The 25,203-nt window shown below is 65.6% G+C and carries 22 protein-coding genes; 11 read left to right on the top strand and 11 right to left on the bottom strand.

What is annotated here, in order from left to right:
- Window positions 1-230, top strand: a 230-nt coding sequence (locus GGR40_RS15865; protein ID WP_429277212.1) for a hypothetical protein, incomplete at its 5' end; no start/stop codon positions are given.
- A gap of 75 nt (window positions 231-305) precedes the next feature.
- Here the strand turns inward: GGR40_RS15865 and GGR40_RS15860 are convergent.
- On the bottom strand, window positions 306-2,570 hold the full coding sequence (locus GGR40_RS15860) for a glycoside hydrolase family 3 N-terminal domain-containing protein (protein ID WP_429277211.1): 2,265 nt from the start codon (window positions 2,568-2,570) through the stop codon (window positions 306-308).
- A gap of 223 nt (window positions 2,571-2,793) precedes the next feature.
- Here GGR40_RS15860 and GGR40_RS15855 point away from each other — a divergent pair, with 223 nt between their 5' ends.
- From GGR40_RS15855 to GGR40_RS15810, 10 genes are all read left to right on the top strand, one after another.
- Window positions 2,794-3,228 (top strand): hypothetical protein, encoded by a 435-nt coding sequence (locus GGR40_RS15855; protein ID WP_429277210.1) that lies wholly within the window; start codon window positions 2,794-2,796, stop codon window positions 3,226-3,228.
- 42 nt (window positions 3,229-3,270) lie between these two features.
- Window positions 3,271-4,140 (top strand): ferredoxin--NADP reductase, encoded by an 870-nt coding sequence (locus GGR40_RS15850; RefSeq protein ID WP_429277209.1) that lies wholly within the window; start codon window positions 3,271-3,273, stop codon window positions 4,138-4,140.
- 570 nt (window positions 4,141-4,710) lie between these two features.
- The gene (locus GGR40_RS15845) at window positions 4,711-5,577 is read left to right on the top strand and encodes an OmpA family protein (protein ID WP_429277208.1); all 867 of its coding nucleotides are present in this window, start codon (window positions 4,711-4,713) and stop codon (window positions 5,575-5,577) included.
- A 242-nt stretch (window positions 5,578-5,819) separates the two neighbouring features.
- The gene (gene glgX, locus GGR40_RS15840; protein WP_429277207.1) at window positions 5,820-7,877 is read left to right on the top strand and encodes a glycogen debranching protein GlgX; all 2,058 of its coding nucleotides are present in this window, start codon (window positions 5,820-5,822) and stop codon (window positions 7,875-7,877) included.
- Complete coding sequence (treZ, locus tag GGR40_RS15835) at window positions 7,877-9,598, top strand: malto-oligosyltrehalose trehalohydrolase (RefSeq protein WP_429277206.1); 1,722 nt, start codon at window positions 7,877-7,879, stop codon at window positions 9,596-9,598. The genes glgX and treZ overlap by 1 nt, the downstream gene beginning before the upstream one ends.
- Before the next feature lie 5 nt (window positions 9,599-9,603).
- Window positions 9,604-11,811, top strand: a complete 2,208-nt coding sequence (treY, locus tag GGR40_RS15830; RefSeq protein WP_429277205.1) for a malto-oligosyltrehalose synthase — start codon at window positions 9,604-9,606, stop codon at window positions 11,809-11,811.
- Between the two features lie 141 nt (window positions 11,812-11,952).
- Window positions 11,953-12,258 carry a hypothetical protein gene (locus GGR40_RS15825; RefSeq protein ID WP_429277204.1) on the top strand — a complete coding sequence of 102 codons (306 nt, stop codon included), beginning with the start codon at window positions 11,953-11,955 and terminating at the stop codon, window positions 12,256-12,258.
- The gene (locus tag GGR40_RS15820) at window positions 12,255-13,814 is read left to right on the top strand and encodes a PepSY-associated TM helix domain-containing protein (protein ID WP_429277203.1); all 1,560 of its coding nucleotides are present in this window, start codon (window positions 12,255-12,257) and stop codon (window positions 13,812-13,814) included. Before GGR40_RS15825 ends, GGR40_RS15820 begins: the two co-directional genes overlap by 4 nt.
- Window positions 13,811-14,089 carry a DUF3325 domain-containing protein gene (locus GGR40_RS15815; protein WP_429277202.1) on the top strand — a complete coding sequence of 93 codons (279 nt, stop codon included), beginning with the start codon at window positions 13,811-13,813 and terminating at the stop codon, window positions 14,087-14,089. The genes GGR40_RS15820 and GGR40_RS15815 overlap by 4 nt, the downstream gene beginning before the upstream one ends.
- 74 nt (window positions 14,090-14,163) lie before the next feature.
- Window positions 14,164-16,002, top strand: coding sequence for a sensor domain-containing diguanylate cyclase (locus GGR40_RS15810; protein ID WP_429277201.1), 1,839 nt, complete (start codon window positions 14,164-14,166; stop codon window positions 16,000-16,002).
- A 5-nt stretch (window positions 16,003-16,007) separates the two neighbouring features.
- Here the strand turns inward: GGR40_RS15810 and GGR40_RS15805 are convergent, their stop codons facing one another.
- The 10 genes from GGR40_RS15805 to GGR40_RS15760 form a co-directional block, all read right to left on the bottom strand.
- On the bottom strand, window positions 16,008-16,949 hold the full coding sequence (locus tag GGR40_RS15805; RefSeq protein WP_429277200.1) for a response regulator: 942 nt from the start codon (window positions 16,947-16,949) through the stop codon (window positions 16,008-16,010).
- Between the two features lie 135 nt (window positions 16,950-17,084).
- On the bottom strand, window positions 17,085-17,546 hold the full coding sequence (locus GGR40_RS15800) for a hypothetical protein (RefSeq protein ID WP_429277199.1): 462 nt from the start codon (window positions 17,544-17,546) through the stop codon (window positions 17,085-17,087).
- A 1-nt stretch (window position 17,547) separates the two neighbouring features.
- On the bottom strand, window positions 17,548-17,988 hold the full coding sequence (locus tag GGR40_RS15795) for a TadE/TadG family type IV pilus assembly protein (protein ID WP_429277198.1): 441 nt from the start codon (window positions 17,986-17,988) through the stop codon (window positions 17,548-17,550).
- Window positions 17,989-18,003: 15 nt separating this feature from the next.
- A complete protein-coding gene (locus tag GGR40_RS15790) occupies window positions 18,004-18,183 on the bottom strand; it encodes a Flp family type IVb pilin (protein ID WP_429277197.1) in 180 nt (59 codons plus the stop codon).
- Window positions 18,184-18,374: 191 nt separating this feature from the next.
- A complete protein-coding gene (locus GGR40_RS15785) occupies window positions 18,375-20,180 on the bottom strand; it encodes a pilus assembly protein TadG-related protein (RefSeq protein ID WP_429277196.1) in 1,806 nt (601 codons plus the stop codon).
- Window positions 20,177-20,869: a tetratricopeptide repeat protein gene (locus GGR40_RS15780; RefSeq protein ID WP_429277195.1), complete on the bottom strand. Its 693-nt coding sequence runs from the start codon at window positions 20,867-20,869 to the stop codon at window positions 20,177-20,179. Before GGR40_RS15780 ends, GGR40_RS15785 begins: the two co-directional genes overlap by 4 nt.
- Window positions 20,866-21,765: a type II secretion system F family protein gene (locus tag GGR40_RS15775; protein WP_429277194.1), complete on the bottom strand. Its 900-nt coding sequence runs from the start codon at window positions 21,763-21,765 to the stop codon at window positions 20,866-20,868. The genes GGR40_RS15780 and GGR40_RS15775 overlap by 4 nt, the downstream gene beginning before the upstream one ends.
- Complete coding sequence (locus GGR40_RS15770) at window positions 21,765-22,667, bottom strand: type II secretion system F family protein (protein WP_429277193.1); 903 nt, start codon at window positions 22,665-22,667, stop codon at window positions 21,765-21,767. Before GGR40_RS15770 ends, GGR40_RS15775 begins: the two co-directional genes overlap by 1 nt.
- Complete coding sequence (locus GGR40_RS15765; protein WP_429277192.1) at window positions 22,661-24,040, bottom strand: CpaF family protein; 1,380 nt, start codon at window positions 24,038-24,040, stop codon at window positions 22,661-22,663. Before GGR40_RS15765 ends, GGR40_RS15770 begins: the two co-directional genes overlap by 7 nt.
- Window positions 24,037-25,203, bottom strand: a complete 1,167-nt coding sequence (locus tag GGR40_RS15760; protein ID WP_429277191.1) for an AAA family ATPase — start codon at window positions 25,201-25,203, stop codon at window positions 24,037-24,039. Before GGR40_RS15760 ends, GGR40_RS15765 begins: the two co-directional genes overlap by 4 nt.

The following is a 25,203-nucleotide window of genomic DNA, read 5'->3' as shown; positions in this document are numbered from 1 at the left end:
GCTGTTTTAAACTGGTATCCACGACCCGAAGATCCGCAGAACCAGGCGCCGTCGCCCACATGTCCCTTCATCAAAAACCAACAATGTCAAAGACCAGCCAAGACAACAAACCCGGACAACTCCTCGTCCCCGGCTTTAACCTCGGAGAGCAAGTTGCCCGTCAGTGCTTGGCGACCCCAGAAGAAGCAGTGTTCCGCTGCGGTGAAAGCGCCTCTAAGCGCCGTTCGTGAGTCGGTCAAACACTAATTTCAAAAATACGTCATTTTCTTGCGGTACAGTCCCGATCCTGCGGAAATCGGGGCTTCTCACCGCTCCGGCGCATAGAGAGTAACCCGCCCATGCAGGCCTCCCTGGGACGACTGACCCACCCAGATGTCGAAGACGCCCGGTTCGGCGATCCAGCGATTCCCTTGGCCGACGAAACGCAGGTCGTCCCTCGCAAGGGTGAAGCGCACGGTGCGGCTTTCGCCCGGCTCCAGCGTCACCCGTTCCATCTTCTTCAGTTCGCGGATCGGGCGCGTCCGACTGGCCACGCGGTCATGTATATAAAGCTGGACGATTTCGCTGCCGCGCCGCTTGCCGATGTTCTTAAGCCGTGCCGTGACCGTCACCGACTGATCCCAGCGCATCGCACTGTCCGACAGCTTCAGGTTGTCGAGCACAAAGCGGGTGTAGCTGAGGCCGTGTCCGAAGGGATAGCGCGCGCTGTTGTCCGTAGTGGCATAGCGCGCCTTGTATTCGGTACTGCCGTTTGGAACGGTGGGCCGCCCGGTGGACTTGCGATCGTAGAAGAAAGGCTCCTGCCCCGATTCCCACGGGAAGCTGACCGGCAGCTTGCCTGACGGATCGACTTTGCCGAAGACGATGTCGGCGATGGCATTGCCCGCTTCCGACCCGAGGAACCACGTCGCCAGCACGGCATTAGCATTGGCGACGCCATCATGCAGCGCCAGCGCACGCCCATGGCGCAGCAGGACTACGGTGGGTTTCTTCACCGCTGCCACGGCATCGGCAAGCGCCTGCTGCGCGGCGGGGATTTCTATGACCGTGCGCGACTGCGCTTCGCCAGACATGTCCTGCGATTCGCCGAGCGCAAGAATAACGACGTCGGCGGCCCTCGCGGCCTTCACGGCAGCATCGATGCCACCGTCGATGGGCTGGTGGATCGCGCAGCCGGCCACGATCGTCAGGCGGTCGGGATCGTTCATCGCACCGCGCAGGCCGGTGGCGACGTCCACGCCCTGCCCGGGGTCGCCGTAGAAAGCCCATGGCCCATAAAGATTGGCCTTGTCTTCAGTGAACGGGCCGATCAGCGCGATCTTCTGTTTTCCAGCCGGGTCAAGCGGCAGCACTCCGTCGTTCTGCAGCAAGACCACCGAACGCGCGCCCGCTTCCCGCGCAAGGGCCCGGTGCGCGGGCGTGGCAATGCGGCTCTTCTCCGCCGCCTCGTCCAGCGAGCGCCAGGGATTGTCGAACAGGCCCATTGCCATCTTGACGTAGAGGATGCGACGCACCGCGACGTCTATCGTCGCCATGGGCACCGCCCCGGTCTTTACCAGGTCAGGAAGGTAGCGGATATAAAGCCCGCTCTGCATCGACATATCGACGCCTGCCAGCACCGCCAGCCGGGCCGCATCGCGGTCGTCCTCTGCATAACCATGCGCCACCAGTTCCTCGTCCGCGGTATAATCCGAAAAGACGAAGCCGTGGAAACCCATCTCGTCGCGCAGCATGTCGGTGAGGAGGGTGCGATCCGCAGTGGCGGGCACGCCGTTGATCTCGCTGAAGGCGGCCATCGTCGTCAGAGCGCCCGCGCCGAAGCCGGCGGTGAAGGGCGGCAGGTGCGTTTCCCGCAGCGTTTCTTCGCTGATGTCGACGCTGCCGTACTCAAGCCCCCCTGCCACCGCACCGTAGGCGGTGAAATGCTTGGGGCAGGCAAGCAGCGAATCGTCGCGGCGCAGGTCACGGCCCTGGAAGCCGCGCACCCGCGCCGCCGTCAGCAACGCGGTAAGCGTCACGTCCTCTCCGGCGCCTTCGACCACGCGGCCCCAACGCTGGTCACGCGCGACGTCGGCCATCGGCGCGAAAGTCAGGTGCAGGCCCGCCGCCGTCGCCTCTACCGCCATGGCGCGTGCCGTGCGCTGGCACAGCACGGGGTCGAAGCTGGACGCTTCGCCAAGCGGCACGGGGAAGATGGTCTTGAGCCCGTGGATCACGTCGCCCGCCAGCAGCAGCGGGATGCCAAGGCGGCTCTGCCTGACGGCGATCTCCTGCGCCTTGCGCGCGCCCGCCACGCCGATGCCGTTGAACAGGCAGCCGACGCGCCCCTTGCGGATTTCCTCGGCCAGACGCTTCTCGTCCTGGATGCCGGCTGCCGGGTTGGGCGGGTTGAAGGGACGAAAACTGTCGGCAAGACAGGTCATCTGCCCGGCCTTCTCCTCGATCGTCATGCGCCTGATGAGATCGTCCACGCGCGCCACTTCTTCAGCGGCCAAGGCTCTGAGGGGCAGGCCCGATGCGATAGCGCTGGCGATGAGGCCGGAAAGAACGGTGCGGCGGTCTAGATCCATGAACTCGCAGATTGGCTGATGCGTCGACTTGTCTCGAAGAATGCGCGGTAAGGTATTTTGTTGCGGTGCGGCAAGGAAGTCGTGGTTCGGCCTGCCCTGACGGTCGGTCGGATCGTCGAGAGGACTGGTCGGGGGTTGACGCGGAGCCCTCCAAAGCGCAGATGGTTTATGCGACTAATTCGCAATAGCGGATTTCATTTGCCATTTTCGAGGGACAGGCGCGATGTACGATTTCCTGGACCGCCCGGTCACCGAACTCGACGGCGATGGGCGCTTTCTCCTGTGGGCCATGCGGGGATGGGCTCATGCCTCAGCGCAGGGCAACTGTCCGCCGCAGTCGCTTGGCCGCGCATTCGCGGGGCACAATGCCACCGCTGTGCTTCCCGACTTCCACCTTGCGATGGCGCTGATCGCCTGCCGCGCTGCAGAGCGGGTGATGCTGGCACCGATGGGCCACCCCCGCATCTGCGAGCACGAGGCCTTGCTCCTTGCACTTTGGCGCGATGTCGGTATAGGCCGCCGCGAAAACGTGCGCGCGACTCTGGCGCATGTCGTGCCATGCGATACGGTCGCCGCGGTCGCTCAGGCGATGAGCCGCGCCAGCGCCGCAATGACCATCGCGGGCTTCGGCATTGCACTGATAAACCCGCATGCGTGACCATTCGATGAACCCGACGCGATGAACCAAGGACTGACGTTGATGAGCGATAGCAAGGCAGAAGCCGCCACCCTGGACACTTCGGCGGTTGCCGGGGCGACTCCTGCGGCTGCTTCCGCGCCCGTCCTGGAACCCACCGGCGCGCTGAGCGTGGAGACGGTGCTTTCGGTCCAGCACTGGAACGAACACCTGTTCAGCTTCAAGATCACGCGCCCGGCATCGTTCCGCTTCCGCTCGGGCGAGTTCATCATGATCGGCCTTCAGGGTGACAACGGCAAGCCGCTGCTGCGCGCCTATTCCATCGCCAGTCCTTCGTGGGCCGAAGAGATCGAATTCCTGTCGATCAAGGTGGAGGACGGCCCGCTGACCTCCAAGCTGCAGCTGATCCAGCCGGGCGACCAGATCTATCTGGGCCGCAAGCCCACCGGCACACTCGTCACCGATGCTCTGACGCCGGGCAAGCGGTTGTTCCTGTTCGGATCGGGCACGGGCCTTGCGCCGTTCCTGTCGCTGATCCGCGACCCTGACGTCTACGAGATGTTCGAGCAGGTGATCGTGGTCCACTCGGTCCGCCGCGTCTCGGACCTGGCCTTCCGCGAAGAGCTGGAAAGCCAGCTGGCGGGCGATCCGCTGGTGGAGGATCAGGCGCTGGTGCAGCTGACCTACGTGCCGACCGTCACCCGCGAGGAATTCCACACCACCGGCCGCATCAACACCCTGATGGAGAACGGCCGCCTGTTCCAGGGCCTGAAGGGCGAGCCGCGCATGGATCCTGAGACGGACCGCGTCATGCTGTGCGGTTCGATGGCCATGAACAAGGACATCGCCGCGATCCTCGAAGGGATGGGCTTCACCGAAGGGTCGAACAACAAGCCTGCCGATTTCGTGATCGAACGCGCGTTTGTGGGATAATCGGCGTAGGGTGATCCACCTGCCCTGAATGCAACACGGCGCAAATGAAGAGCGGCCTGCCCAAAAGGGCGGGCCGTTTTCATTTGTGCGGTCTAAGCTGGAACCACCCGCGCCGGAAAGCTGTTCCTGCGGGGCTGCGCGAAAGCGCATGACAGGCAATCCGCAGGTGCCGTCCTGCCAACCGTATGCCCAAAATAGCCCGAGAACTCTTCCGGGCATGCTGCGAAAATATCGCCGCCAATAAAGATGACCGCCACTGAATCTCCGACGTCGGCAGGCGCGTGTTTGCCGTCGCGCAGTAGTGTGCGTACAGCTTCAACAATCGGTTCGCCGCACGATTTGCTCCTACCAACGGCACAACCACCTTTGCGACGAACCGTGTTCATGTGTCTGAAAGGTTACTCTGAACAGGCAGAAGGTCCATGGCGTTCAGGTGCAGTGTTCTGCTGCATGTCTTACGAAGCTGAATGGAGGGGTTCCGATATCCGAATGCGCCATTGCGCAGTCGGAAAACGGACGAGAAGCTGCGGCAACGCAGGCCCGATTGGTCGAGTTTGAAGGAGTAGCGCAATGACTGTCATTTCCAAAACCCCCCGCATTCTTCTCATGGCTGCCCTGATCGGCAGCACCGCGTCGGTCGCCGTGACCGCGCAAGCGCAGGGCGAAGACGGCCTGGCCGTACAGGTCACCGACGACCGTTCGCACATGGCCGAAGGGCCCGACGTCGAAGGCATCATCTCGGCCCGCAGCGGTGCCCGGATGCAAGTGACCAGCGCCGACGGCAACAAGTCCGTCGTCACCATCGACGATGCCACCAAGATCAAGGCCAGCAAGGGCCTGTTCGGACTGGGCAGCCAGAAGCTGATCCCGACCCAGCTGATCAACGGCATCCCCGTCAAGGTGAAGACGCTGCAGGCCGGCGGCGGCGAACTGCTGGCCAGCCAGATCACCATGACCGCCCGTGATGTGAAGACCGCGTCGATGATCCACAACGGCACCGACCAGCGCTTTGCCTCCAACGAAGCCGCGACCGAGGGCCTGAAGGCACGCATGGGCGACATCGACAAGTACAACATCAAGGGCACCACCAACGTCAACTTCGACACCGGCAAGTACGCGCTTTCGCCCGAAGCGAAGCAAAACCTGTGCCAGGCTGCGACGCAGGCCGAGGGTCAGGAAAATGCGCTGTTGCTGGTCGTCGGCTACACCGACTCGACCGGTTCGGAAGAAGTGAACCAGCGCCTCAGCGAAAAGCGCGCGAGCGCCGTGGTGAACTATCTGCAGCAGGCCTGCCACTGGAAGCCCTACCGCATGCTGACGCCGACCGGCATGGCCATGGCCGACCCGGTTGCCGACAACAGCACCGAGGAAGGCAAGGCGCAGAACCGCCGCGTGGCCGTGAACATCATGGTCAGCAAGGCCGTCGACGGCATCTGAGCCGCCGCGCTGCACAACGCAAAGGGGGCGGGCCTTGCCTGCCCCCTTTTTCGTGTCTGCGCCTCCTGCCTTGTCCCAGATGAGCCTGCGGGAACGCGCCGCCCATCCGCGTGTTAGCCGATGCAGCATCATGCAGGAGGCAGCAGACCGTGACGCAGGGGTCCATTCCGTCCGAACAGGGTATTTCGTCTCAGCAATCCGGCGACCATTCCGCCGACGTTTCCTTTTCCCGTCCCGAACGGATGATCCACGAACTCGGCGCCGAATATACCGGTGAAGGGACGCACTTCGGGGTCTTTTCCGAGAATGCCGAAGCGATCGAACTGTGCCTGTTCTCGGAGGACGGCAGCGAGGAGACGGCGCGCCTTGAACTGCCCTCGCGCGAAGGTTCGGTATTTTCCGGCTACCTCCCCGGCGTGAAGCCCGGCCAGCTTTACGGCCTGCGCGCCCACGGTCCCTACGACCCGGCGCAGGGGCACCGGTTCAACCCCAACAAGCTGCTGCTCGATCCCTATGCCCGCGAAGTGTCGGGCGCGATCACCTGGGACGATGCGCTGTGGGGTTATGACCTGACCACCGGCGACGACACCACCTTCGACACCCGCGATTCCGCGCCGTTCATGGTCAAAAGCGTGGTGCAGGATCCGGACTTCGACTGGGAGGGCGACAAGGCCCTGTCGCGCCCCTGGACCGAGACGGTGATCTACGAAGCGCACGTCCGCGGCCTGACCATGACGCATCCCGACGTGCCCGAAGCGCTTCGCGGCACTTACGAAGGCATGGCCAGCGAACCGATCCTGGACCACTTGCGCAAGCTGGGCGTCAGCGCCATCGAACTGCTGCCCAGCCAGTTCTTCCTCGACGACCGGATGCTGCTGGACAAGGGGCTGTCGAACTACTGGGGGTACCAGACGCTGGGCTTCTTCGCCCCCGAACCGCGCTTCCTGCGCGGCGGTGACGTTGCGCCCCGCGCCATCCGCCAGTTCAAGGACATGGTGAAGCGGTTCCACAAGGCCGGCATCGAAGTCATCATGGACGTGGTCTACAACCACACCGCCGAAGGGTCTGAAAAGGGCCCGACGCTCAGCTTCCGCGGCCTCGACAACGCGGCCTACTACATGCTGTCGCCGGAAAACCCGCGTTTCAGCTTCGACAACACCGGCACCGGCAACACGCTGGCGGTGGCGCATCCCATGGTGATGCGCATGGTGCTCGATTCGCTGCGGTACTGGGTGCAGGTGATGCACGTCGACGGGTTCCGCTTCGACCTTGCATCTACCCTGGGGCGAGAGGAAACCGGCTTCGACCGCGAAGGCGGCTTCTTCGACGCCATCCGGCAGGATCCGATCCTGGCGGGCGTCAAGCTGATCGCAGAGCCGTGGGACATCGGCATGGGCGGCTATCAGGTCGGCGGCTTCCCCCATCCTTTCCGCGAATGGAACGACAAGTTCCGCGACGACGTGCGCGCCTTCTGGCGCGGCGACGAGGGGCTGGTGGGCGACATGGCGCAGCGCCTGATCGGCTCTCCGGTGCAGTTCAACCATTCGGACCGGGGCGCGACCAGTTCGATCAACTTCCTTGCCGCGCATGACGGCTTCACGCTGATGGACACCGTCTCGTTCAACGACCGCCATAACGAAGCCAACGGCGAAGGCGGCGCGGACGGGCATGACAACAACATCTCGGACAACATGGGGGCCGAAGGGGCCACGGACGACGACGCCATCGTCGCCGCCCGCGCCCGCCGCCGCCGCGCCATGGTGGCGACGCTGATGGTCAGCCAGGGCGTGCCGATGCTGCTGTCCGGGGACGAGATCGGCAACAGCCAGCAGGGCAACAACAACGTCTATTGCCAGGACAACGAACTCAGCTGGCTGGACTGGCAGGCGAAGGACGACGATTTCCTCGATTTCTGCAGCCGGATGATCGCGCTGCGCCGCCAGTACCCGGTGCTGGCGCAGGAAAACTTCCTGCTGGGCGATACCGGCGACAACGAACGGGTGGAGATCGCGTGGTTCCAGCCCGACGGGCGCGCCATGGACGATGAACTGTGGAGTCAGCAGGGCCTGCGCGTGCTGGGCATGTTGCTGGACTATTCCACGCGTGAGGTGTTCCTGGACGGCGGGCGCCCGCTGTTCGCGGTCATCAACGCGGGTGACGGGCTGGACTTCGCGCTGCCTGAAGGGGACTGGGTGCGGATCCTCGACACCGCGCGGGACGATCCGTTCACCGAGGAAGCCGTTGCGCGCGAAGCGGCGGCGGTTTCCCCCGCCAGCCTCTGCCTGTTCCGTCCCGCCTGATGGCCACGCAATGGGGAGCCCGCCCGATCGGTGGCGGCCAGTGGCGCTTCGGCCTGTGGGCGCCCGACGCCGAAGAGACGCGGGTGGAGATCGGCGGCGTGGCGCTGCCCGCGCTTGCCGCCGGTGACGGCTGGTGGCTGTTCGAGGGGGAGGCGCAGGCCGGCGATGCCTATCGCTGGCTGCTGGAAGGCACGCCTTACCCGGACCCGGCGGCCCGCGCGCAGGTGGGCGACGTCCACGGTCCTTCCATGCTGGTCGATCCGGGCAGCTATGCCTGGCGCAGCGACTGGAAGGGGCGCCCGTGGCATGAAGCGGTGATCTACGAACTGCACGTCGGCACCTTTACCGACGCAGGCACGTTCGCCGCCGCCATCGAACGCCTGCCGGACATCGCGGCGCTGGGCGCGACGATGGTGGAGATCATGCCCGTCGCCCAGTTCGAAGGCGCACGCGGATGGGGCTACGACGGCGTCCTGCCTTACGCCCCGCACCCCGCCTACGGCAGCCCGGACGATCTGCGCGCGCTGGTCGATGCGGCACACGGGCTGGGTCTCGGCGTGATGATGGACGTGGTCTACAACCACTTCGGGCCATCGGGGAACTACCTTGGCGCGTGGTGTCCCTCGTTCTTCCACCCGGAACGCGCCTCTCCCTGGGGCGCAGGCATCGCGTTCGAGACGGCGGCGGTGCGCGAATACTTCATCGCCAATGCGCTCCACTGGCTGGACGAATACCGCCTCGACGGTCTTCGTTTCGATGCGGTGCACGCGATAGAGGACCACTCCGCAACGCACTTCCTCGACGAACTGGGCCAGCGCATCCGCGCCACCGACCGGGGCCGCCCGATCCACCTCGTCACCGAGGACGAACGCAACCTCGCCCGCTATTTCACCCCCGATGCGCCCTACGACGGCACATGGAACGACGACTGGCATCACGCCGCCCACTGCCTGCTGACCGGCGAGGACGAAAGCTACTACGCCCCCTTCGCGGTCGACCCCGTGGCCGACCTCGCCACCGCCCTCGCCGACGGCTACGTCGAACAGGGCCAGCCGCGCGCAAATGGCGACGAGCAGCCCCGGGGCGAACCTTCGGCAACCCTCCCCCGCACGTGTTTCATCAACTTCCTGGGCAATCACGACCAGGTCGGCAACCGAGCGCAAGGCGAACGCCTGCACCATCTCGCCACCGACCGCCACGCTTACCGCGTCCTTACCGCAATGACCCTGCTGGCCCCGTTCACGCCGATGCTGTTCATGGGCGACGAATTCCTGACCGACGCACCCTTCCAGTTCTTCGTCGATTTCGACGGCGAACTGGGCGAAGCCGTGCGCAAGGGCCGCGCAAAGGAATTCGCCCGCTTCAGCAGCTTCGGCGGCACGGTCCCCGATCCGGTGGCGCAGGCGACCTTCGACGTATCGAAGATCGGCTTCCCCGACCGGGCAGACCAGCGTGAACACGAACCCTTCGTCCGCGAACTGCTGGCTTTGCGACGCGATCATATCTGGCCGCTGCTTGCCCAGACCGCCCTTCCCCAGGCCGACGTCACGCGCGACGGAGCCCATATCACCGCCCGCTGGCGCTTCCCCATGGCCACTCTGGAGATGCAGGCGCAGCTGGGGCCGGCTGCCAGTACGTTCCGCCCCCACCCCGCCCCGATTTTCCAGCTGACCGACCGGGAAAGCCCCTTCGCCCTGTCGCTGACCATCATTCAGGAGTGACCTTCATGCCCGATACCACTCCGCCCCTGATCGCCACGTACCGGCTGCAACTGCGCGAGGGCACAGACCTTGCCGCAGCGCAGGCCCTGCTGCCCCGTCTGGTCGATCTGGGGATCAGCCACCTTTACCTCTCCCCCCCGTTCGAGGCCGCGCCCGGATCGACGCACGGGTACGACGTGACCGACCCCACCCGCATCGATCCTGCGCTGGGCGGCGACGCCGCGTTCGAAGCGCTGGCCGACGCCGCGCAGGAGGCCGGCATCGGCATCGTCGTCGATATCGTGCCCAACCACATGGCGTTCGTGCCCGAGAACCCCTTCCTTGCCGACGTCATGCGCCATGGCCGCGAAAGCGTTCATGCGCCCGTCTTCGACATCGACTGGGATGCCGGGCCGCTGCACTTCCCGGTGCTGGATGGAGAGCCGGACGACCTGCTGGCAGCGGGCCAGATCGCCATCGCGGGCAGCGCCGAAGACCCCTGCCTTTCAGTGTATGGCCGCAGGTATCCCCTGAGGCAGACCGAACTGTCCAGCGCCCTTGCGGACGGCGATAAGCCGCTGGACCGGGAAGCGCTGACGGCATTACTGGCCGAACAGCACTGGTCGCTGGGGCACTGGCAGTCCAGCGCAGACCGCATCGTCCACCGCCGCTTCTTCAACATCACCGACCTGATCGGCGTGCGGCAGGAAGACCCTGCGGTCTTCGCACTGACGCACGGCTGGATTCTGGCGCAAGTGGAGGCAGGCCGCATCCAGGGCCTGCGCGTCGATCATGTCGATGGACTGGCGCGGCCCGGCAGCTACCTCAACCGCCTGCGCGGCGCCGTGGGGGATACGCCAATCTGGGTGGAAAAGATCGTCAAGGCCGATGAGGCGCTCCCCGCCGCGTGGCCGGTGGAAGGCATGAGCGGCTACGAGTTCATGACCCCGGTGACGCGCCTCATGACTCATGAAGAAGGCCTTGCCGCATTGCGCGAAGCAGCGGAAGGCGCGGTGCCGCGCGACTATGCGCAGGAAGTGCGCAAAGTCCGCCGCGAACTGCTGGACCAGGTGTTCGTCCCCGAACTGCGCCGCGTCGCCAATGCGGCCATGGTCGCGCTGGCCGCGAAGGAAGAGGCACTTGGCGACGTGCACGAGGCGGTCTGCGTCATGGCCACCGCCTGGCCGGTCTACCGCAGCTACGCCGCCGACCTGCTGCCGCCCGCGACAGTGCCGACGCTGGGCGACACCCCCTATGTCTCGGACCTGCTCGCCCTGCTGCGCGCGCCGGACGATCCAGCCGCCCGCGCCTTTGCCGCCCGGTTCGAGCAGCTGACCGGCGCCCTCACCGCCAAGTCCGAAGAGGACACGGTGTTCTTCCGCAGCTTCGCCTATCCGCCACTGTGCGAAGTGGGCGCGGAACCCGACCTCGGCGTCATCGACGCCGAAGCCTTTTTATCGGCCATGGCGGCACGGGCGGCTCAGACTCCGATGGCGCTTAATGCCCTGTCCACTCACGATACCAAGCGGTCCGCAGACGCACGCGCGGTGCTCATCGCGCTCACCCACTTTCCCGATCTGTGCCGTAGCGTCTACGCCGAGGCGCGCCGCCGTGCGATCGAAGAGGGCTTAGCGGAAGGTTGGGGCATCTACGCCCTGCAGACGGCGCTGATGCTGCAGGGGCAGCCCGATGCGGAGGCCCGCATCGAGGACCATGTCGCCAAGGCGATGCGTGAAGGGAAGGAATATTCGCGCCACGAAGAGCCCGATGAACAGGCCGAGGCCGCCGTCGCACGGCTGTCGCAGGCGCTGCATCATCAGCTTTCCATCGGTGGTCTGCTGCCGAGAAATCGCCGCCAGGCCTTCACGGACGCGGTCGAGACGATCGTGCTGGCGCAGGCCACGCTGCAACTGACCGCCCCTGGTCTTCCCGACATCTATCAGGGCACGGAAAAGCTGGCCGTAGGGCTGACCGACCCGGACAATCGCCGCCCCGTCGATCACAGCGACACGACCGCTGGCTCAGGTACGACGTCGCTGTCGTCGCGCAAGCTGGCACTCACCCGCTCGCTGCTGGCACGGCGGCGCGAAAATCCCGACCTGTTTACGCGCGGCGAGTATGTGCTGTCGCAGGACGAAGACGCCTGGACCGTGCATAGAAGCTGGCAGGGACAGACGTTCAACCTGCGCATTCCCCGCGTGTCGGTAATGGAGCCTGTTCCTCAGCAGCATTGACATGAGCTTGCCCGCCGCCTAGCGAAATTTGCGAGTGCGTCGCAATACTACTCGCGGAATCAGGCGGCAGAGGGCTTCTCGTGACTACGTTCAACATCCGGAACCGTCAGCGCCGCACCGGCGCCGCTCACCGGTGGCAACATGGCTGCGCGTAGTACGGGACGGGGCGAAGTCATCGCCCGCCTGTTTGCGGCCATTCCGGCCAACTACCTGCTGACCTCGCTCGTCACTGCGGGTCTGGCGCGTCTGCTCTGGCTGGGGTTCGGCGTGGATGCCGCAAACGCATCCGCCACTGCCACGCTGGCCTCTTTCGCGCTGTTCGCAGTCCTGGCGCTGACGGCCTTCGGAATGCGCTCGGTCGGCAGGGTCTGGCTGGGGATGAGCGTGGCCGCGATCGTCATCGGCGCTGCACTCTGGCTGTCGTTCATGACAGGAGGCCGTCTGTGAAGGACGGTCTGCGCCAATCGATGGCCCTGTTCCACACCTGGAGCGGCCTGCTGCTGGGCTGGCTGCTGTTCGCCATGTTCGCGACCGGCACCGCAGCCTATTTCCAGGACGAGATTACCCGGTGGATGCAGCCGGAGATCACCGGCAAGGCAGACCCGTCCGCGGCGGCCCAGGGCGCGGTGCGCTATCTCGACACCGTCGCGCCGGATGCCGCCAGCTGGTACATATCCCTGCCCAACAGCCGCAGCGCGACGACGCAGGTCTACTGGCAACCTGCCGAAGGCCGCCCCGCCAGGCGCGGCGAAACCAGCGCCCTGCTGGACAGCGATGGCCACGAAGTGAAACTGCGCGAAACGCGCGGCGGCTTCTTCCTCTATCGCTTCCATTTCGACCTCCACTACATGCCGGTGCTGTGGGCGCGTTATCTGGTCGGTATCGCGGCGATGTTAATGCTGACCGCGATCCTCTCGGGCGTCATCACGCACAAGAAGATATTTGCCGACTTCTTCATGCTCCGCTTCGGCAAGGGGCAGCGTAGCTGGCTGGACGCGCACAACGTGACGGCGGTGCTGGCGCTGCCGTTTCATCTGATGATCACCTTCACCGGGCTGGTGACGCTGGCGGTCATGTACATGCCATGGGGTATCGCTGCGAACTATGCCGGGCAGGACAAGTTCTACGAAGCCGTCTTCGGCAGGACCGCCCCCGTAGCGGCAACCGGCAAGACCGTACCGCTTGCCGATCTGGGTTCGCTGGTCAACCAGGCATCGGCAAGCTGGGGCGGCCGCGGCGTCGGCTACATCAGCATCGCCAATCCAAACGACGCTGCAGCCCGGATCGACATGACTCGCTCACCCGAAGCGGCTTTCGGATCGCGCGGTGAAACGATCACGTTCGATGGCGCCACCGGGCGCATCCTTGCGCGTCACGACGCCAAGGGGGCCGCGCTGGCTACCGAAAGCGTGATGATCGGGCTGCACACCGGGCGTTTCGCGCAATGGGGCCTGCGCTGGCTCTATTTCCTGAGCGGCGTTGGCGGCACCATCATGGTCGGAACCGGTCTCGTGCTGTGGACGGTCAAGCGCCGGACCCGCCTGCCCGACCCCGCCCGGCCCCATATCGGTTTCCTCCTGGTCGAGCGGCTGAACATTGCCGCCATCGCAGGGTTGGCGACCGGCATCGCCGTCTATTTCCTCGCCAACCGTTTGCTCCCGCTAGCTATGGCCGATCGCGCCGAGCGCGAGATCGACTGCATGTTCCTGGCCTGGCTGGGTGTGGGGCTGTGGGGCATGATAAGGCCATCCAGCCGCGCCTGGAAGGAGGCGCTGGCACTGGCGGGCGCCTGTTTCGCCGCCGTGCCCGTGGTCAATGCGGTGACGACCCCGCGCGGGCTGCTGACCAGCCTGCTGGCAGGAGACTGGACTTTCGCCGGCTTCGATCTTGTCATGCTGCTGCTTGCCGCCGGGTTCATCCTGGCATCCGCAAAGGCCGGCAAGGCGCGGGCGAAATCCCGGACCCCCGCACGGGGAGCCGTCCGGCCGGTGGCGCAGTCGTGATCCATCTTCTTTCAGTCGCGATCGCGTTCGCTGCATTCCTGGCACTGGCCGTGTCGATGAAGCGCCATCAGCGCGATCTGGCCGGGCGCACGGTACCGCCTGCACAAGCGCGCACGGCAAGGATCACCGGATGGCTGCTGCTGGCGTTGGCGTGGATCATCGAAGCGATGCTGATCGGCCCGGCGATGGGCACGATCGTGTGGCTGGGCGAATTGAGCCTTGCCGCCGCGCTGACCGTCTGCACGATCAACTGGCAGACGCGCGCCGCGCGGTGACAATCCTGTAATTTATGTTGCAACGCCGGGGCATTTGATCAAGGGCTACGACTTTCCGCACTACGGAGATTCCCTTGGTCGGATCCTTGTCGCGTCGCATCGTCATCCTGTGCGCTCTGCTGTGCCTGCTGCTGGCGTTGCTGGCGGGTCTTTTGCTGGAAGGGTCGGCACAGACCCGCGCCAGCCTCGCGTGGGTGACGCACTCTGCCCAGGTCTTGAAAACTGCCAACCGCGCGATCGGCCACCTGCAACGGGCGGAATCCGGCGAACGTGGCTTTGCGCTGACTCACCAGCCTGAATTCGGCGAAACGGTCGAGAGCGCGATCGGCGATGCGCGATCCGCCGCTGCAGAACTGGTGGTACTGACCAAGGACAACCCCGTCCAGAACGAACGCGCAGCGCAGATCCGCGCCTTGATAACCCAGCGCGCAGACCTGCTGGAGCAGATTTCACGCCAGACCCGCGCCGGTGATTTCGGCGGCGCGCAAAAGGCGGTGGCTTCCGGGCAGGGGCGCTACCTCATGCAGATCGTCGATGCGCGCGTGAGCGATCTGGTGAACGAAGAGCGCGCTTTGTCCAAGGAGCGGACCGAGACTGTGGAACGCAGGCTGGGCTACATCACCTGGCTCGTGCTGGCAGGGGTGCCGCTGACGATGGCGGCCATCGCCTATACCGCCGGCTCCCTGATTCGCCGCATTCGCCGTCCGGTGGACGAGATGATGACCGTGATGGGCCTGCTGGGAGCCGGCGACCGCAGCGCGCGCGTTGCCACCCGCATGGAATCCAGCGAGTTCGAGCGGCTTGCCAACGGCTACAACGCCATGGCCGACGAGCTGGAAACCGCCGTCGCCGACCAGCACGAAAGCCAGAAGCGCCTGCACGGCGCCAACGCCGAACTCAGCCGCAACACCGAAATCCTGCGGGAGCGTGGCGAGGTCATCGAACTGCTCGGCGGCATGGCGCATCGCATGCAGGCGGCCCGCACGGACGAGGAACTGGCCGCGATCATCCGCGTCTTCGTCCCGCGCGTCCTGCCCGAGATCCCCGGCGCGCTTTATGCCCACAACAATTCGCGCAACCTGCTGGTGCCGATCGCCGCGTGGGGTGGCCTGGACGTATCCGCTGCCGGATTCGCCCCGGACCAGTGCTGGGCGCTTCGACGTGGCCAGAGCCACTTCGTTATCGAGGCCGATTCCGACATAGTCTGCACCCATGTCGGCGAACAGACCGACCACTACCATTGCGAACCGCTGCTGGCGGGCGGGGAGGTGATCGGCGTACTCTACCTCAAGGGAGTGGTCGGAACAGAGAACCGCTTCCGCCTGACGGTGCTGACCGAAAATATCGCCTCTGCGCTGGTCAATCACCGGCTGCAACGCGGCTTGCGCGAACAGACCATTCGCGACCCGCTCACCAGCCTGTTCAACCGGCGCTACATGGAAGAGACGCTGGCGCTGGAAATCGCGCGCGCGTCGCGCTCGGCCAGCCCGCTCAGCCTGGTCATGTGCGACGTCGATCACTTCAAGCGGTTCAACGACGAATTCGGCCACGATGCCGGAGACGCGGTGTTGCAGGCCGTGGCTGCCGAGATGCGCGCGCGGTTCCGCGATGGTGACGTGGTATGCCGGTTTGGCGGAGAGGAGTTCACGATCATCGCGCCCGGCACTTCTGCCGCGACCCTTGCAGCGCGCGTCGATGCGGTCCGTCGGGCGATCAGCGAGCTGACCGTCAACCAGGGCGGCCGCACCCTGGGGTCGATGACGATGTCGTTCGGCATCGCCACCTGGGAAGAAAGCATGGAACGCGACGGCTCCACCTTGATCAAGGCTGCGGATGCCGCGCTTTATCGCTCCAAGCGCGAAGGCCGCAATCGGGTGACCGTGGACGCCAGATCCGAAGCGCTTGCCGCCTGAGGAGCCTACAGGCCCTGCTGCCGCAACTGGTCGGTCAGGTAATCCATGAGCGGCTGTTCGAACTTGGGATTGATCGCCAGGAAGTGCCGGCGGCGATCCTGTTCGTCCGGCAGGCGGCGCAGCACACCTTCATCCACCAGCCGCCGTACCAGCCGCAGCGCGGTGCTCATCGGTGCGCCCGACGCGATGCAGGCGCTGGATACGGAAACCCGGCGACCCTCGATCTTGGCGAGCAGCAAGTCCAGCAGCATGGCCCAGGTGGGATCGCCGAACAGTTCGCCGCCGCCGATCGCCCGGCGCTTCATTTCGCGTCTGAGCAGGTCGCGGATGAGCGACGTCAACTGCATTGTGCCGATCGGCTCGCGCTCGGCGGACGGGATTGGAGCCGCTATGACAGGTTCCGGTTCGGACGTCGGCAGAGACGTCACCGAAGCGGCCCCCGGTTCGTCGATCAGGTGCGCCAGCCGCTGCAGTTCGGTGCTGAGCGTGGACATCCGGTCAAGCAGCACCCTGCGCGGCCCCGTGGCCTCGGGCAGCCCCTGAACACGCTGAAGGGCACGGCGCAGATCGGCCTGGCTGATCGGCTTTTCGAGGAAATCCACCGCCGAGGCGCGCATGGCATCGATGGCGACATCCTTCGTGGCATGCCCCGTCGCCATGATGAAGCGTAACTGGCGCCCCATCTCATCGGCGTGCCGCGCCATTTCGCCCACAAGGGTGATGCCGTGCAAGCCGGGCAGGTTGTAATCGACGATCGCGATCGAGATGGCGTGCGCCCGAAAGAGTTCCAGCGCTTCTTCTCCGCTGGCGGCCACAAAGGGCTCGTAACCCATTTGCCGCAGCGCGAAAGCGCATTCCATGCCCCAGTCCGTGTCGTCATCGACGACCAGCACCGGCTCCACCTGCCTGAAAAGGCCAGCCTCCATCGCTTTTGGTATTTCCGCCATCCGCGCTCTCTCCTCCGCGCTTGTTGCAGTGAGGTCTTCGGATTCGATAGGCTGTGGGCCAAGTAGAGAGCCCAGGCGTGTTCGCCAACTTTTAGGCATCGCATCTTCCCATCGTATCTTGTGCGAATGCCTTTATCACATTCCCGGCAGATGTTGTTGCACGGCGACTGACAGAATAGCCACTGCCAGCACCGCCGATGCGTCCGGGCGCCGTCGGACCGCCCCGGCGCGCTGGATCGCCACAAGGATGACGAGGACGACAGCGGCCACCACTACCATCGCCAGCGCTCCGTGGATGCCAAGCCATGTAGCGCCCGCGCCGATGAGCTTGATCTGGCCGCCAGTCAAAATGCGCGTGCGGGTCCTTTTCCGCAGCGCCGTAACCGCCAGGCTGGCCAGTCCCAGGAAGCCCAGTCCCGCTGCACAGGACAGCATCAGGCCTGAAACACCACCCACGACCGTCGCTCCGGCAAGGCCGGATCCGGCGAGCAGCATGTAAAGCCAGTCCGGTGTGGACTTTCCTTCCCACGGCAGGATCACAATCGGAATTAGAACGAGTATCAGAAGGGCAAGATAAAAGTATCCTGCAGCTTCCATGTCAATATCCCCCGTTGGTGACCGTTACACTTGCCTGGATATTACTGTTAGGCAACGGGACGAACGACCCGTATCGCATGATTGCGCTGCCACTCATGTCATAGCTGACTTGGACCCGAAAGGTGCCGGAAACAAGTCCCGGTCCTGCAGTGATCTGTGGCACTGCCCGACCGCCCAGAAGTGACCCGTAGTTGTCGATGACCGTTTGTGCACGGCTGCGAGCCAGTGTCACGCGCTCGGCGCTGGACAGGCCCGCAACCGCCGCCCTCGCCCCCTCTGCCGCTGCCTGCCTCACGCCGATTACGGCCGTGAAGTAGATGGAGTAGACGATGATCGAGAACGCAAGGGCAAGCAGCGCCGGAGCCAGCAAGGCAAACTCCAGCGCCGCAATACCTTTTTCGCATTTCAGCAATCGGACCACTGGCCCCGCTGTCCTGCGCATGGTGCCGGACTCCTCTTAGCCGGGGGTCCGGTCAAACAGGCTGGTGAATGCGCCCGAGAGGTCGCTCTGGAAGGTGCTGCCGATCGCCACGATGGCTGCAACGACGATCCCGCCAAGTACTGCATACTCCACGGCGGTCAGGCCGCGTTCATCGCTCCGGACACGCGAGACGAAATTGCGAATGGAATGCATCATGATAACTTCCCCATCTAGCTCCCATTAAATACACGACCCCGTCGGGAGACCGAAGCCGTCGCAGAAAGCCAATCATAATCCCGCATTTTGCGGAGATTTTATCTTTCTAATATCCGAATCATATAGAGTGTACTTGGTGTGAATTTCGTTAACTTGAGTATATATACTTATTAGGTTCGACAAACTTGTCATTATATCAGCACCGGAGCGCCGCAGCGCACACCAGTCGTCCATACTGTCGCATGGCCCAACTGTACGCCGAGAGCAGCCAGAAGGTTGTCCAGCAGTGGGTCCGTCGTTGATCCCAGGAGGCCGCCCACTGCGCCAACCACGCCCAGCACGGTCGATCCTACAGGCGAACTGTTGTCGACAGGGAGGCAAAGCAAACCTGCTGCACAGGTCTGCACCTTCACATTGCTGGCCAACCCCTGCAGGGTAGCGCCAACTTGAAGACGATTGCCGACCACGACCCCCTGCCCCTGAGAAGCAGCGTTCCCGATCGTTCCGGCGCCGCCCGGTCCGAACACAACCGAAGCGCTTCGCCTTCCGAGGACCGGCTTGACGATCGCCTTGCCGTGCACGCTCACCACGCTCAGCCCGCCCAACAGATCCAGCACCCGGAGATCGAGAATCTTGCCGTATTCAAAGTCGCTGTCGCTGAGCGGCGGCACCGGCTTGGTCATCGCACTGGCTTTGACCAGCCTGCCCAGATAGACGTTCACCAGCCCCGAATTGACGGTGGTGGTCACACGGGTGCGGCTGCTCTGCTCGGTCTCTCCGGCACAGTCGATCGCGGATACCGTGGCGTCCGCCGCATCGACGTCGACGACCAGCGGCACCGTGGCCTCGCTGCCCACCAGGTTGAGCACGTTGAGGTTGACCAACCGCACATCGACCTGCAGCCGCAGCATCGATGTGCCCACCATCGTCTCGCCCGCAGGTCCGAAGGCGAAGCGCGGGCGGTCCATCAGACCCGTGCCCACGGCCTTCACCACGACCGTGCTGTTGGGCACCACAAGGCTGACCAGATGCGATGCGTCGATCACGCCAGGCCCTGACTGGACCGCATAGGACACAAGCTGATAGGCGTTAAGGCCCGCACGAAGCGCCGGCTGCACGTCTGCCTCGCCTACGGGCATGTTCTTCCAAACGCCCAGCCCGAACAGGCCTCCCATCGGCACGCGATAACCGTTGCCTGCCGCCGCTGCGAAGGTGCGCAAGGCCGTGGCGGTAGCCGGGCTGTAGGCGGCATCTGCAGCGGCATTGGCGATGTCGCTGATGCCGTAAGTACCCTGCACCAGTTGCTGGTACGTTCCGGATTGGCCCGTCCGCCGTGCCAGAGCATCGAAGAATCGCCCGGCATCGACGTTGCCGCCCATCAGCGCCTCGATGTCGGCGCTGGTCAGACGCAGCTGGATTCCCAGCAGCGTGCCAAGCAGGTTGTTGACCGACAGCACCAGCGTGTTGGTCACGGTCAGCAGCCCGGTCGTCACCGACACGCCCGCCTCGTCGATGCGCGCCGCAGCAGCGGTGTCGGCAAGGTCGGGGATCGGACTGAGGTTGCCCAGGGTGCCGGTCAGGAAGCGCTTGCTGGGCCGGCCTGTGGTCAGCCGCACGGCATTGACCACCGAACTGCCCGGACAGCTCGCACTGTCCGGCGTCAGCGAAAAACGCGATCCCGAGGCGCGACCGACATCGGCACAGTAATAGCCCACCTCGACACGCTTCAGGACGGACGCATCCGAATATCCGTTCGCAGCGAGATAGCTGCGCGCGCGCGCTTCGGCCTGAGCGGGATTCATGGCCGCTGCCAGCGCAGCGGCTTCGGTCGCCACCCGCAGTTCGCGGTTGCCACTGTAATAGAGCGCTACGTCCAGCGCCAACCCGGCGGACAGCAGCAGCGGCACGCCCAGCACGGCCACGGCGGGCGCGATCGCGCCGCGCTCGTTGCGCCGCAGCCGGCGGGCCTGCCGCATGACTGCCGCCACGACGGTCATGATCCGGCACGCATCATGGCGCCTCCTGCAGCGGCAATGCGCGCCGCTTCCCGTGCGATCTGTCCGCGAAGCCGGGCCTTGGCCTTGGCGTCGGGAATGCGGGCGAGCAGGGCGTCCGCCTCTCCCAGTCGACCGTTCAGCGTCAGCGCCAGAATCAGGTTGTTGCGCACTGTCCCGTCATCCGGCACAAGGTCGTGCGCAGAACGCAGCGTCTCGACAGCCTGCGCCGTCAGGCCGGAGCGCAGGCGGGCATAGCCCAGCGCGTTGGCGATGAAAGGATCGGCAGGGCTGGCCTGAAGCGCCGCCGCGTATTGCACCGCCGCCTGCGGCCACTGCTCCTCTGCCGCCAGCACATGGCCGCGCACTGCCAGGGCCGCACCGCTGCGGTCGTTCGCGGCGATCCGACCCAGCGCTGTGCGCGCGGCCTCGACTTGGCCGAGGTCCAGGAGGCAGTTGACCCGCAGCACCCGCGCGTCACGGTCATCCGGATGCTGGCGGTCGAAATCGTCGAGATAGGCCAGCGCCGCCCGCGCCCGGCCATCGTCGCGTGCCTGCCGGATCAGTGTGAGGTAAAGCGTGCGCGTGGAGTTCTCTTCCTGCACCGCAGCCGTGCGATCGACGGCGAATGCAGGAACTGCGGCGACGCTCGCCAGAAGCAGGACGCCGAGGGGCAGAAGGTGTCGCGTCACTTTCCGGTACTCCGCAGGGAATCGAGGATCGCGGCCACCGGCGGACCGGCCAGCACGATGAACAGAGCGGGCATGAAGAACACCAGCATCAGCACCACCATCCGCACGGTGATCTTGCCGATCGCCTCACGCGCGCGGGCGACGCGGCGCTGGGAAAATTCGCGGATGAACTCACGCAGGGCGGGCACCAGTTCCATGCCCTGAAACAGCGACTGGCGGAGCAGCGCGGCCAATTCGCGCGATCCCTGCACGTTCACGCGGGTTGCCCAGCGATCGAAGGCGACCTGATAGTCCTGCCCGCGATCCAGATCCTCCACCAGCATCGCCACCAGCCGGGCGTGGTTGGGCACGGCCACCCGCTCGTCGCGCGCGATGCCGCGAAAGCACTGATCCAGCGACACGCCGCTTTCCAGCATCATCAGCATCAGATCGAGGAGGAAGGGAAACTCTGCCGTCAGCACCCGCTCGCGAGAGGCAGCGCGCATCTGCAGGACGTACTTCGCGCCGATGTAGGTCAGCCCTGTCAGCGCAAAGGTCGGGAAGATCGGGCGCAGCGGATTGCCGGTGACGAGGAAGCAGGTGACCAGCGAGGCGACCATCACCGCCAGTGTCGCGGCCAGCCGCAGGGCGACGAAGACGTCCATCGCGCCGGGTTCGAAGTACCCGGCGGCACGAAGGCGCTTCTCGATCTCGTCCCGGTCCCGCCCTCGCGCCAGCAGCGCGCGCGGCGCGCGCAGATTCTTCCAGCCGCGTGGCGCACCCGTTCCGATCGCCGCCTGCCCGTCGATCCGCGCGCCCAGTCGCGCGTCTACCTGCAGCCAGCGCAGCCCCACCAGCGCGACCGCGATTCCCGCGAGCGCGGCCATGAACGAAAGGAGGGCGAGCAAGCCGGACATCAGAACGCCAGCCTCAGCATGCGGCGGATGATCGCGATGCCCAGCACTTCCATGACGATCGCCACCAGCGCCATCGTGCGTCCGCGCGGATCGTCGAAGAAGAACTCGATATAGGCGCGGTTCATTGCGACCAGCAGGGTCATCGCCAGCAGCGGCATGGCGATCAGCACGCGGGCGCTGACCTTGGCCTCGGACGTTGCGGCCTGCAATTCGCGCCGGATCCGCACGCGTTCGCGCAGGATGTTGGCAAGGTTGCTGAAAACTGTCGCGATCGACCCGCCATAACGCAGGTTGGTGCGGATGGCGGCGGCGATCATGGATACCTCGGGCACCTGCAGCCGGTCCGCCAACTGCTGCAGCGTTTCCGCAACCGGCGCACCCATCGCCAGGCGGCGGCCGACCGGCGCAAAGTAGCTGCGCACGGCGTCAGGCGCATCGGCCAGCGCGCGTGTCAGCGCCTGCGACAGCGAATTGCCCACCGCCTGGAGCTGGCGCACACCGTCGAGATAGAGCGGCAACGCCTCGGTCAGGGCATCGATCCGCTTGCGCGCGCGACCCTGCAACCACGACAGCGCTGCCAGCGGCAGCCCGACGACCAGCACCAGCGCAGCGGCGGGGCCGAACAGCAGCAGCACCGCCAGCGTCGCCAGCAGCATCACGCCGATCAGTGTCTGGAGAGCGGAGACGGTCAGTTCGACCTGCGCCTGCGCCAGCAGCGGTGCCATGCGTTCCGGCACGGTGACGGCGATGATCGGGCGCACCGGCGCGGCATCGGGCGCGGCGATCGCCTCCAGCCGCCGGTCCAGCACCACCCGGTCGCGCTTGCGTTCCGAAAGCCAGTGCCATGCCATGGCGCCGATGATGAGCAGCGCCAGCAGAAGGTAGGCGCCCCCTTTCACCATCCCGTGGCCTCCCCGGAACCGGCAACGCTGCCGGATGCCTCGTCCAGCACCGGCATCACGTAATCCTTGAGCCGGGCAGCGTGATAGGGCCGCGGCGACATGGTTCGATGCAGCCCTTCGCCCGACATCGGCGGATGTTCCTCGAAGTGGAACAGTTCGTTCAGCGTATAGGCCTCGCCCTCCACCCCCGTCACTTCCGCGACGGACGTGATGCGGCGGGCGCCGTTGGCCAGTCGCTGGATGTTGACGATGACGTGGATCGAATTTGCCACAAAGCGGCGCACCGCGCGCACGTCGTTCTGCTGCCCGGCAAAGCCCAGCAGCATCTCTATGCGCGACAGGGCATCGCGCGGAGTGTTGGCGTGCAACGTCGCCATGGAACCGTCGTGGCCGGTGGACATGGCCTGAAGCATCTCCACCGCCTCCACGCCGCGAACTTCGCCCAGGATGATCCGGTCGGGCCGCATGCGCAGGGCGTTGCGCACGAGATCGCGGGCGCTGACTTCGCGGCTGCCGTCGACATTGGGCGGGCGCGTTTCAAGGCGAACGACGTGCTCCTGCCGCAGTTGCAGTTCGGCGGCGTCCTCGATCGTGACGAGGCGTTCCTTGTTGCTGATGCAGCTGGAAAGCACGTTGAGCAGCGTGGACTTGCCCGCCCCGGTGCCGCCGCAGATCAGGATGTTCAGGCGCGAGCGCACCGCGCTGGTCAGGTAGGCGGCCATCGCCTGGCTCATGACACCGCCGGCCACGCAGTCCTCGACGCTCAGCGCCTGAAGGCGGAACTTGCGGATCGACACCAGCGGCCCGTCCAGCGCGATGGGCGGGATGACGATGTTGACGCGCGATCCGTCAGGCAGGCGGGCATCGACGTAAGGCGTAGCCTCGTCCACGCGGCGGCCGATGGGGCCGACGATGCGCTGAATGATGTTCATCAGGTGCGCGTCGTCGCGAAAGCGCATCTCCACCCGTTCCAGCAGCCCGCCGCGCTCTGCGTAGATGGTGCCGGGGCCGTTGACGATGATGTCGTCGATGGTCCCGTCGCGCAGCAGCGGCGCCAGCGGGCCAAGGCCGACGACCTCGTCCTCCACATCCTCGATCAGCAGCAGCCGTTCCGCGCTGTTGAGCGCCAGCTGTCCGCGGCGGCTGCGGCTGTTGATGACCTGCTCGATCTCGTTGCGCAGCGCGCGACGGTCCAGCGCCTCAGCCGTGGCGCCCTGCGCCTCAAGCTGCTCAATCACCTGTGCGCAGGTGATCGCCTTGACCGCCTGGTAGCTGTCGCTCATCCGCTGGGCGGCGGGCTGGGCGATGGCGGCCTTGCGCCGGGGTTCAGGGCCGCCTTCGCCGGGAATGAAATCGTTGGTGAGCAGGCTCATGCAGTGCGCTCCACGGAACGCAGGATCGCACGGCGCATCTTGTCGATGCCGAAGGTCGATGGCTTGGCCTGCGCGGAAATCCCGCACGCGCGGCGGATGGCCTGTGCATAGGCCCCGCCATCGCGCTCGATCATCATCGGTCGCCCGGCGTTCAGCGCATTGCGTTGGCGCACGCGGTCGACGGGGATGCCCAGCAGCGTGTCGATGTCCAGTGCATCGGCCATGCGCCGCCCGTCGAGCAGGATGCGCGGATCGTGTTCCCACACCAGCAGCCGCAGGCGCTGGGCGCTGGCAGTATCCAGCGTCACCCGGTCAAGCAGGCGGCGGGTGGCATCCAGTTCGCGGATAGACTGGCTGCAGACCACTTCGACGCTCTGCGCCTGCGATGCCAGTTCGCGCAGCAGACCGCCGTTGCGCAACGACCCGCCGCACAGCACGACATGGCTGCAGCTTGCGCGCAGGAGCTGGATCAGGCCGACGATATCGGCGGGCCCGATCCCCACCGGCTCGGCCCCGGTGCCGCCGTCCAGCGTTAGCAGCGACAGGCCCGTCCGTTCGTGGCGCACCAACGCGTCGGCAAGCAGGCTGGCGTCCATGCGATCGATGTCGGAAATCGCCGAGGCGACGCCGTAATCCACCTTGAGGTCGAGGTAAGCCTCCGCGGTGCTGCTGGGCAGGGTGCAGTCGATCAGCAGCGTGGCCGCTCCATCGATGCTGTGCGCCAGCGCCATGTCGGTCGCCAGCACGGCGGTGGCATCCCGATCCGTCCCCAGCACCAGCGTGAAGCGTCCTAGCCGCCCCTGGCTTGCCAGAGAGGAGTTGAGCACGCGCGAGAGAATCTCGTGCATTTCCGTGGCCACCGCGCCGCGCGGTAGCACATCCGTCGCGCCGGAGCGGATCGCCTGCAGGACGTGACCTGCGTACATGTCCTCCGTCGCCAGCACCACCGCGCGCCCGGGCGCCACTTGCGCGACTTCGGCGATGACTGAGGCCATGGCGCGTTCCGCCGGGATGGACGCGTGGTCGATGACGACGATGCCCGGCCCGTCGAACTCGGCATCGTCCAGCGACTGCGCCATTTCCACCGTGACATGGGCACCCATGGCGTCGGTGATGCGCTGGGCCAGCGCGCGGTCGATCGAAAGAAGGTGGATACGTGCCAT

Source organism: Novosphingobium gossypii (assembly GCF_050433305.1).
Lineage (GTDB): Bacteria > Pseudomonadota > Alphaproteobacteria > Sphingomonadales > Sphingomonadaceae > Novosphingobium > Novosphingobium gossypii.
The sequence above is the reverse complement of the archived record's forward strand: the minus strand, read 5'-3'. Positions and strand labels throughout refer to the sequence as shown.

Excerpts from the sequence above, each read along its gene's own strand:
- GGR40_RS15860 (WP_429277211.1), bottom strand. The coding sequence starts at position 2,570 with ATGGATCTAGACCGCCGCACCGTTCTTTCCGGCCTCATCGCCAGCGCT.
- GGR40_RS15855 (WP_429277210.1), top strand. The coding sequence starts at position 2,794 with ATGTACGATTTCCTGGACCGCCCGGTCACCGAACTCGACGGCGATGGG.
- GGR40_RS15850 (WP_429277209.1), top strand. The coding sequence starts at position 3,271 with ATGAGCGATAGCAAGGCAGAAGCCGCCACCCTGGACACTTCGGCGGTT.
- GGR40_RS15845 (WP_429277208.1), top strand. The coding sequence starts at position 4,711 with ATGACTGTCATTTCCAAAACCCCCCGCATTCTTCTCATGGCTGCCCTG.
- glgX (WP_429277207.1), top strand. The coding sequence starts at position 5,820 with ATGATCCACGAACTCGGCGCCGAATATACCGGTGAAGGGACGCACTTC.
- treZ (WP_429277206.1), top strand. The coding sequence starts at position 7,877 with ATGGCCACGCAATGGGGAGCCCGCCCGATCGGTGGCGGCCAGTGGCGC.
- treY (WP_429277205.1), top strand. The coding sequence starts at position 9,604 with ATGCCCGATACCACTCCGCCCCTGATCGCCACGTACCGGCTGCAACTG.
- GGR40_RS15825 (WP_429277204.1), top strand. The coding sequence starts at position 11,953 with ATGGCTGCGCGTAGTACGGGACGGGGCGAAGTCATCGCCCGCCTGTTT.
- GGR40_RS15805 (WP_429277200.1), bottom strand. The coding sequence starts at position 16,949 with ATGGCGGAAATACCAAAAGCGATGGAGGCTGGCCTTTTCAGGCAGGTG.
- GGR40_RS15800 (WP_429277199.1), bottom strand. The coding sequence starts at position 17,546 with ATGGAAGCTGCAGGATACTTTTATCTTGCCCTTCTGATACTCGTTCTA.
- GGR40_RS15795 (WP_429277198.1), bottom strand. The coding sequence starts at position 17,988 with ATGCGCAGGACAGCGGGGCCAGTGGTCCGATTGCTGAAATGCGAAAAA.
- GGR40_RS15790 (WP_429277197.1), bottom strand. The coding sequence starts at position 18,183 with ATGATGCATTCCATTCGCAATTTCGTCTCGCGTGTCCGGAGCGATGAA.
- GGR40_RS15785 (WP_429277196.1), bottom strand. The coding sequence starts at position 20,180 with ATGACCGTCGTGGCGGCAGTCATGCGGCAGGCCCGCCGGCTGCGGCGC.
- GGR40_RS15775 (WP_429277194.1), bottom strand. The coding sequence starts at position 21,765 with ATGTCCGGCTTGCTCGCCCTCCTTTCGTTCATGGCCGCGCTCGCGGGA.
- GGR40_RS15770 (WP_429277193.1), bottom strand. The coding sequence starts at position 22,667 with ATGGTGAAAGGGGGCGCCTACCTTCTGCTGGCGCTGCTCATCATCGGC.
- GGR40_RS15765 (WP_429277192.1), bottom strand. The coding sequence starts at position 24,040 with ATGAGCCTGCTCACCAACGATTTCATTCCCGGCGAAGGCGGCCCTGAA.
- GGR40_RS15760 (WP_429277191.1), bottom strand. The coding sequence starts at position 25,203 with ATGGCACGTATCCACCTTCTTTCGATCGACCGCGCGCTGGCCCAGCGC.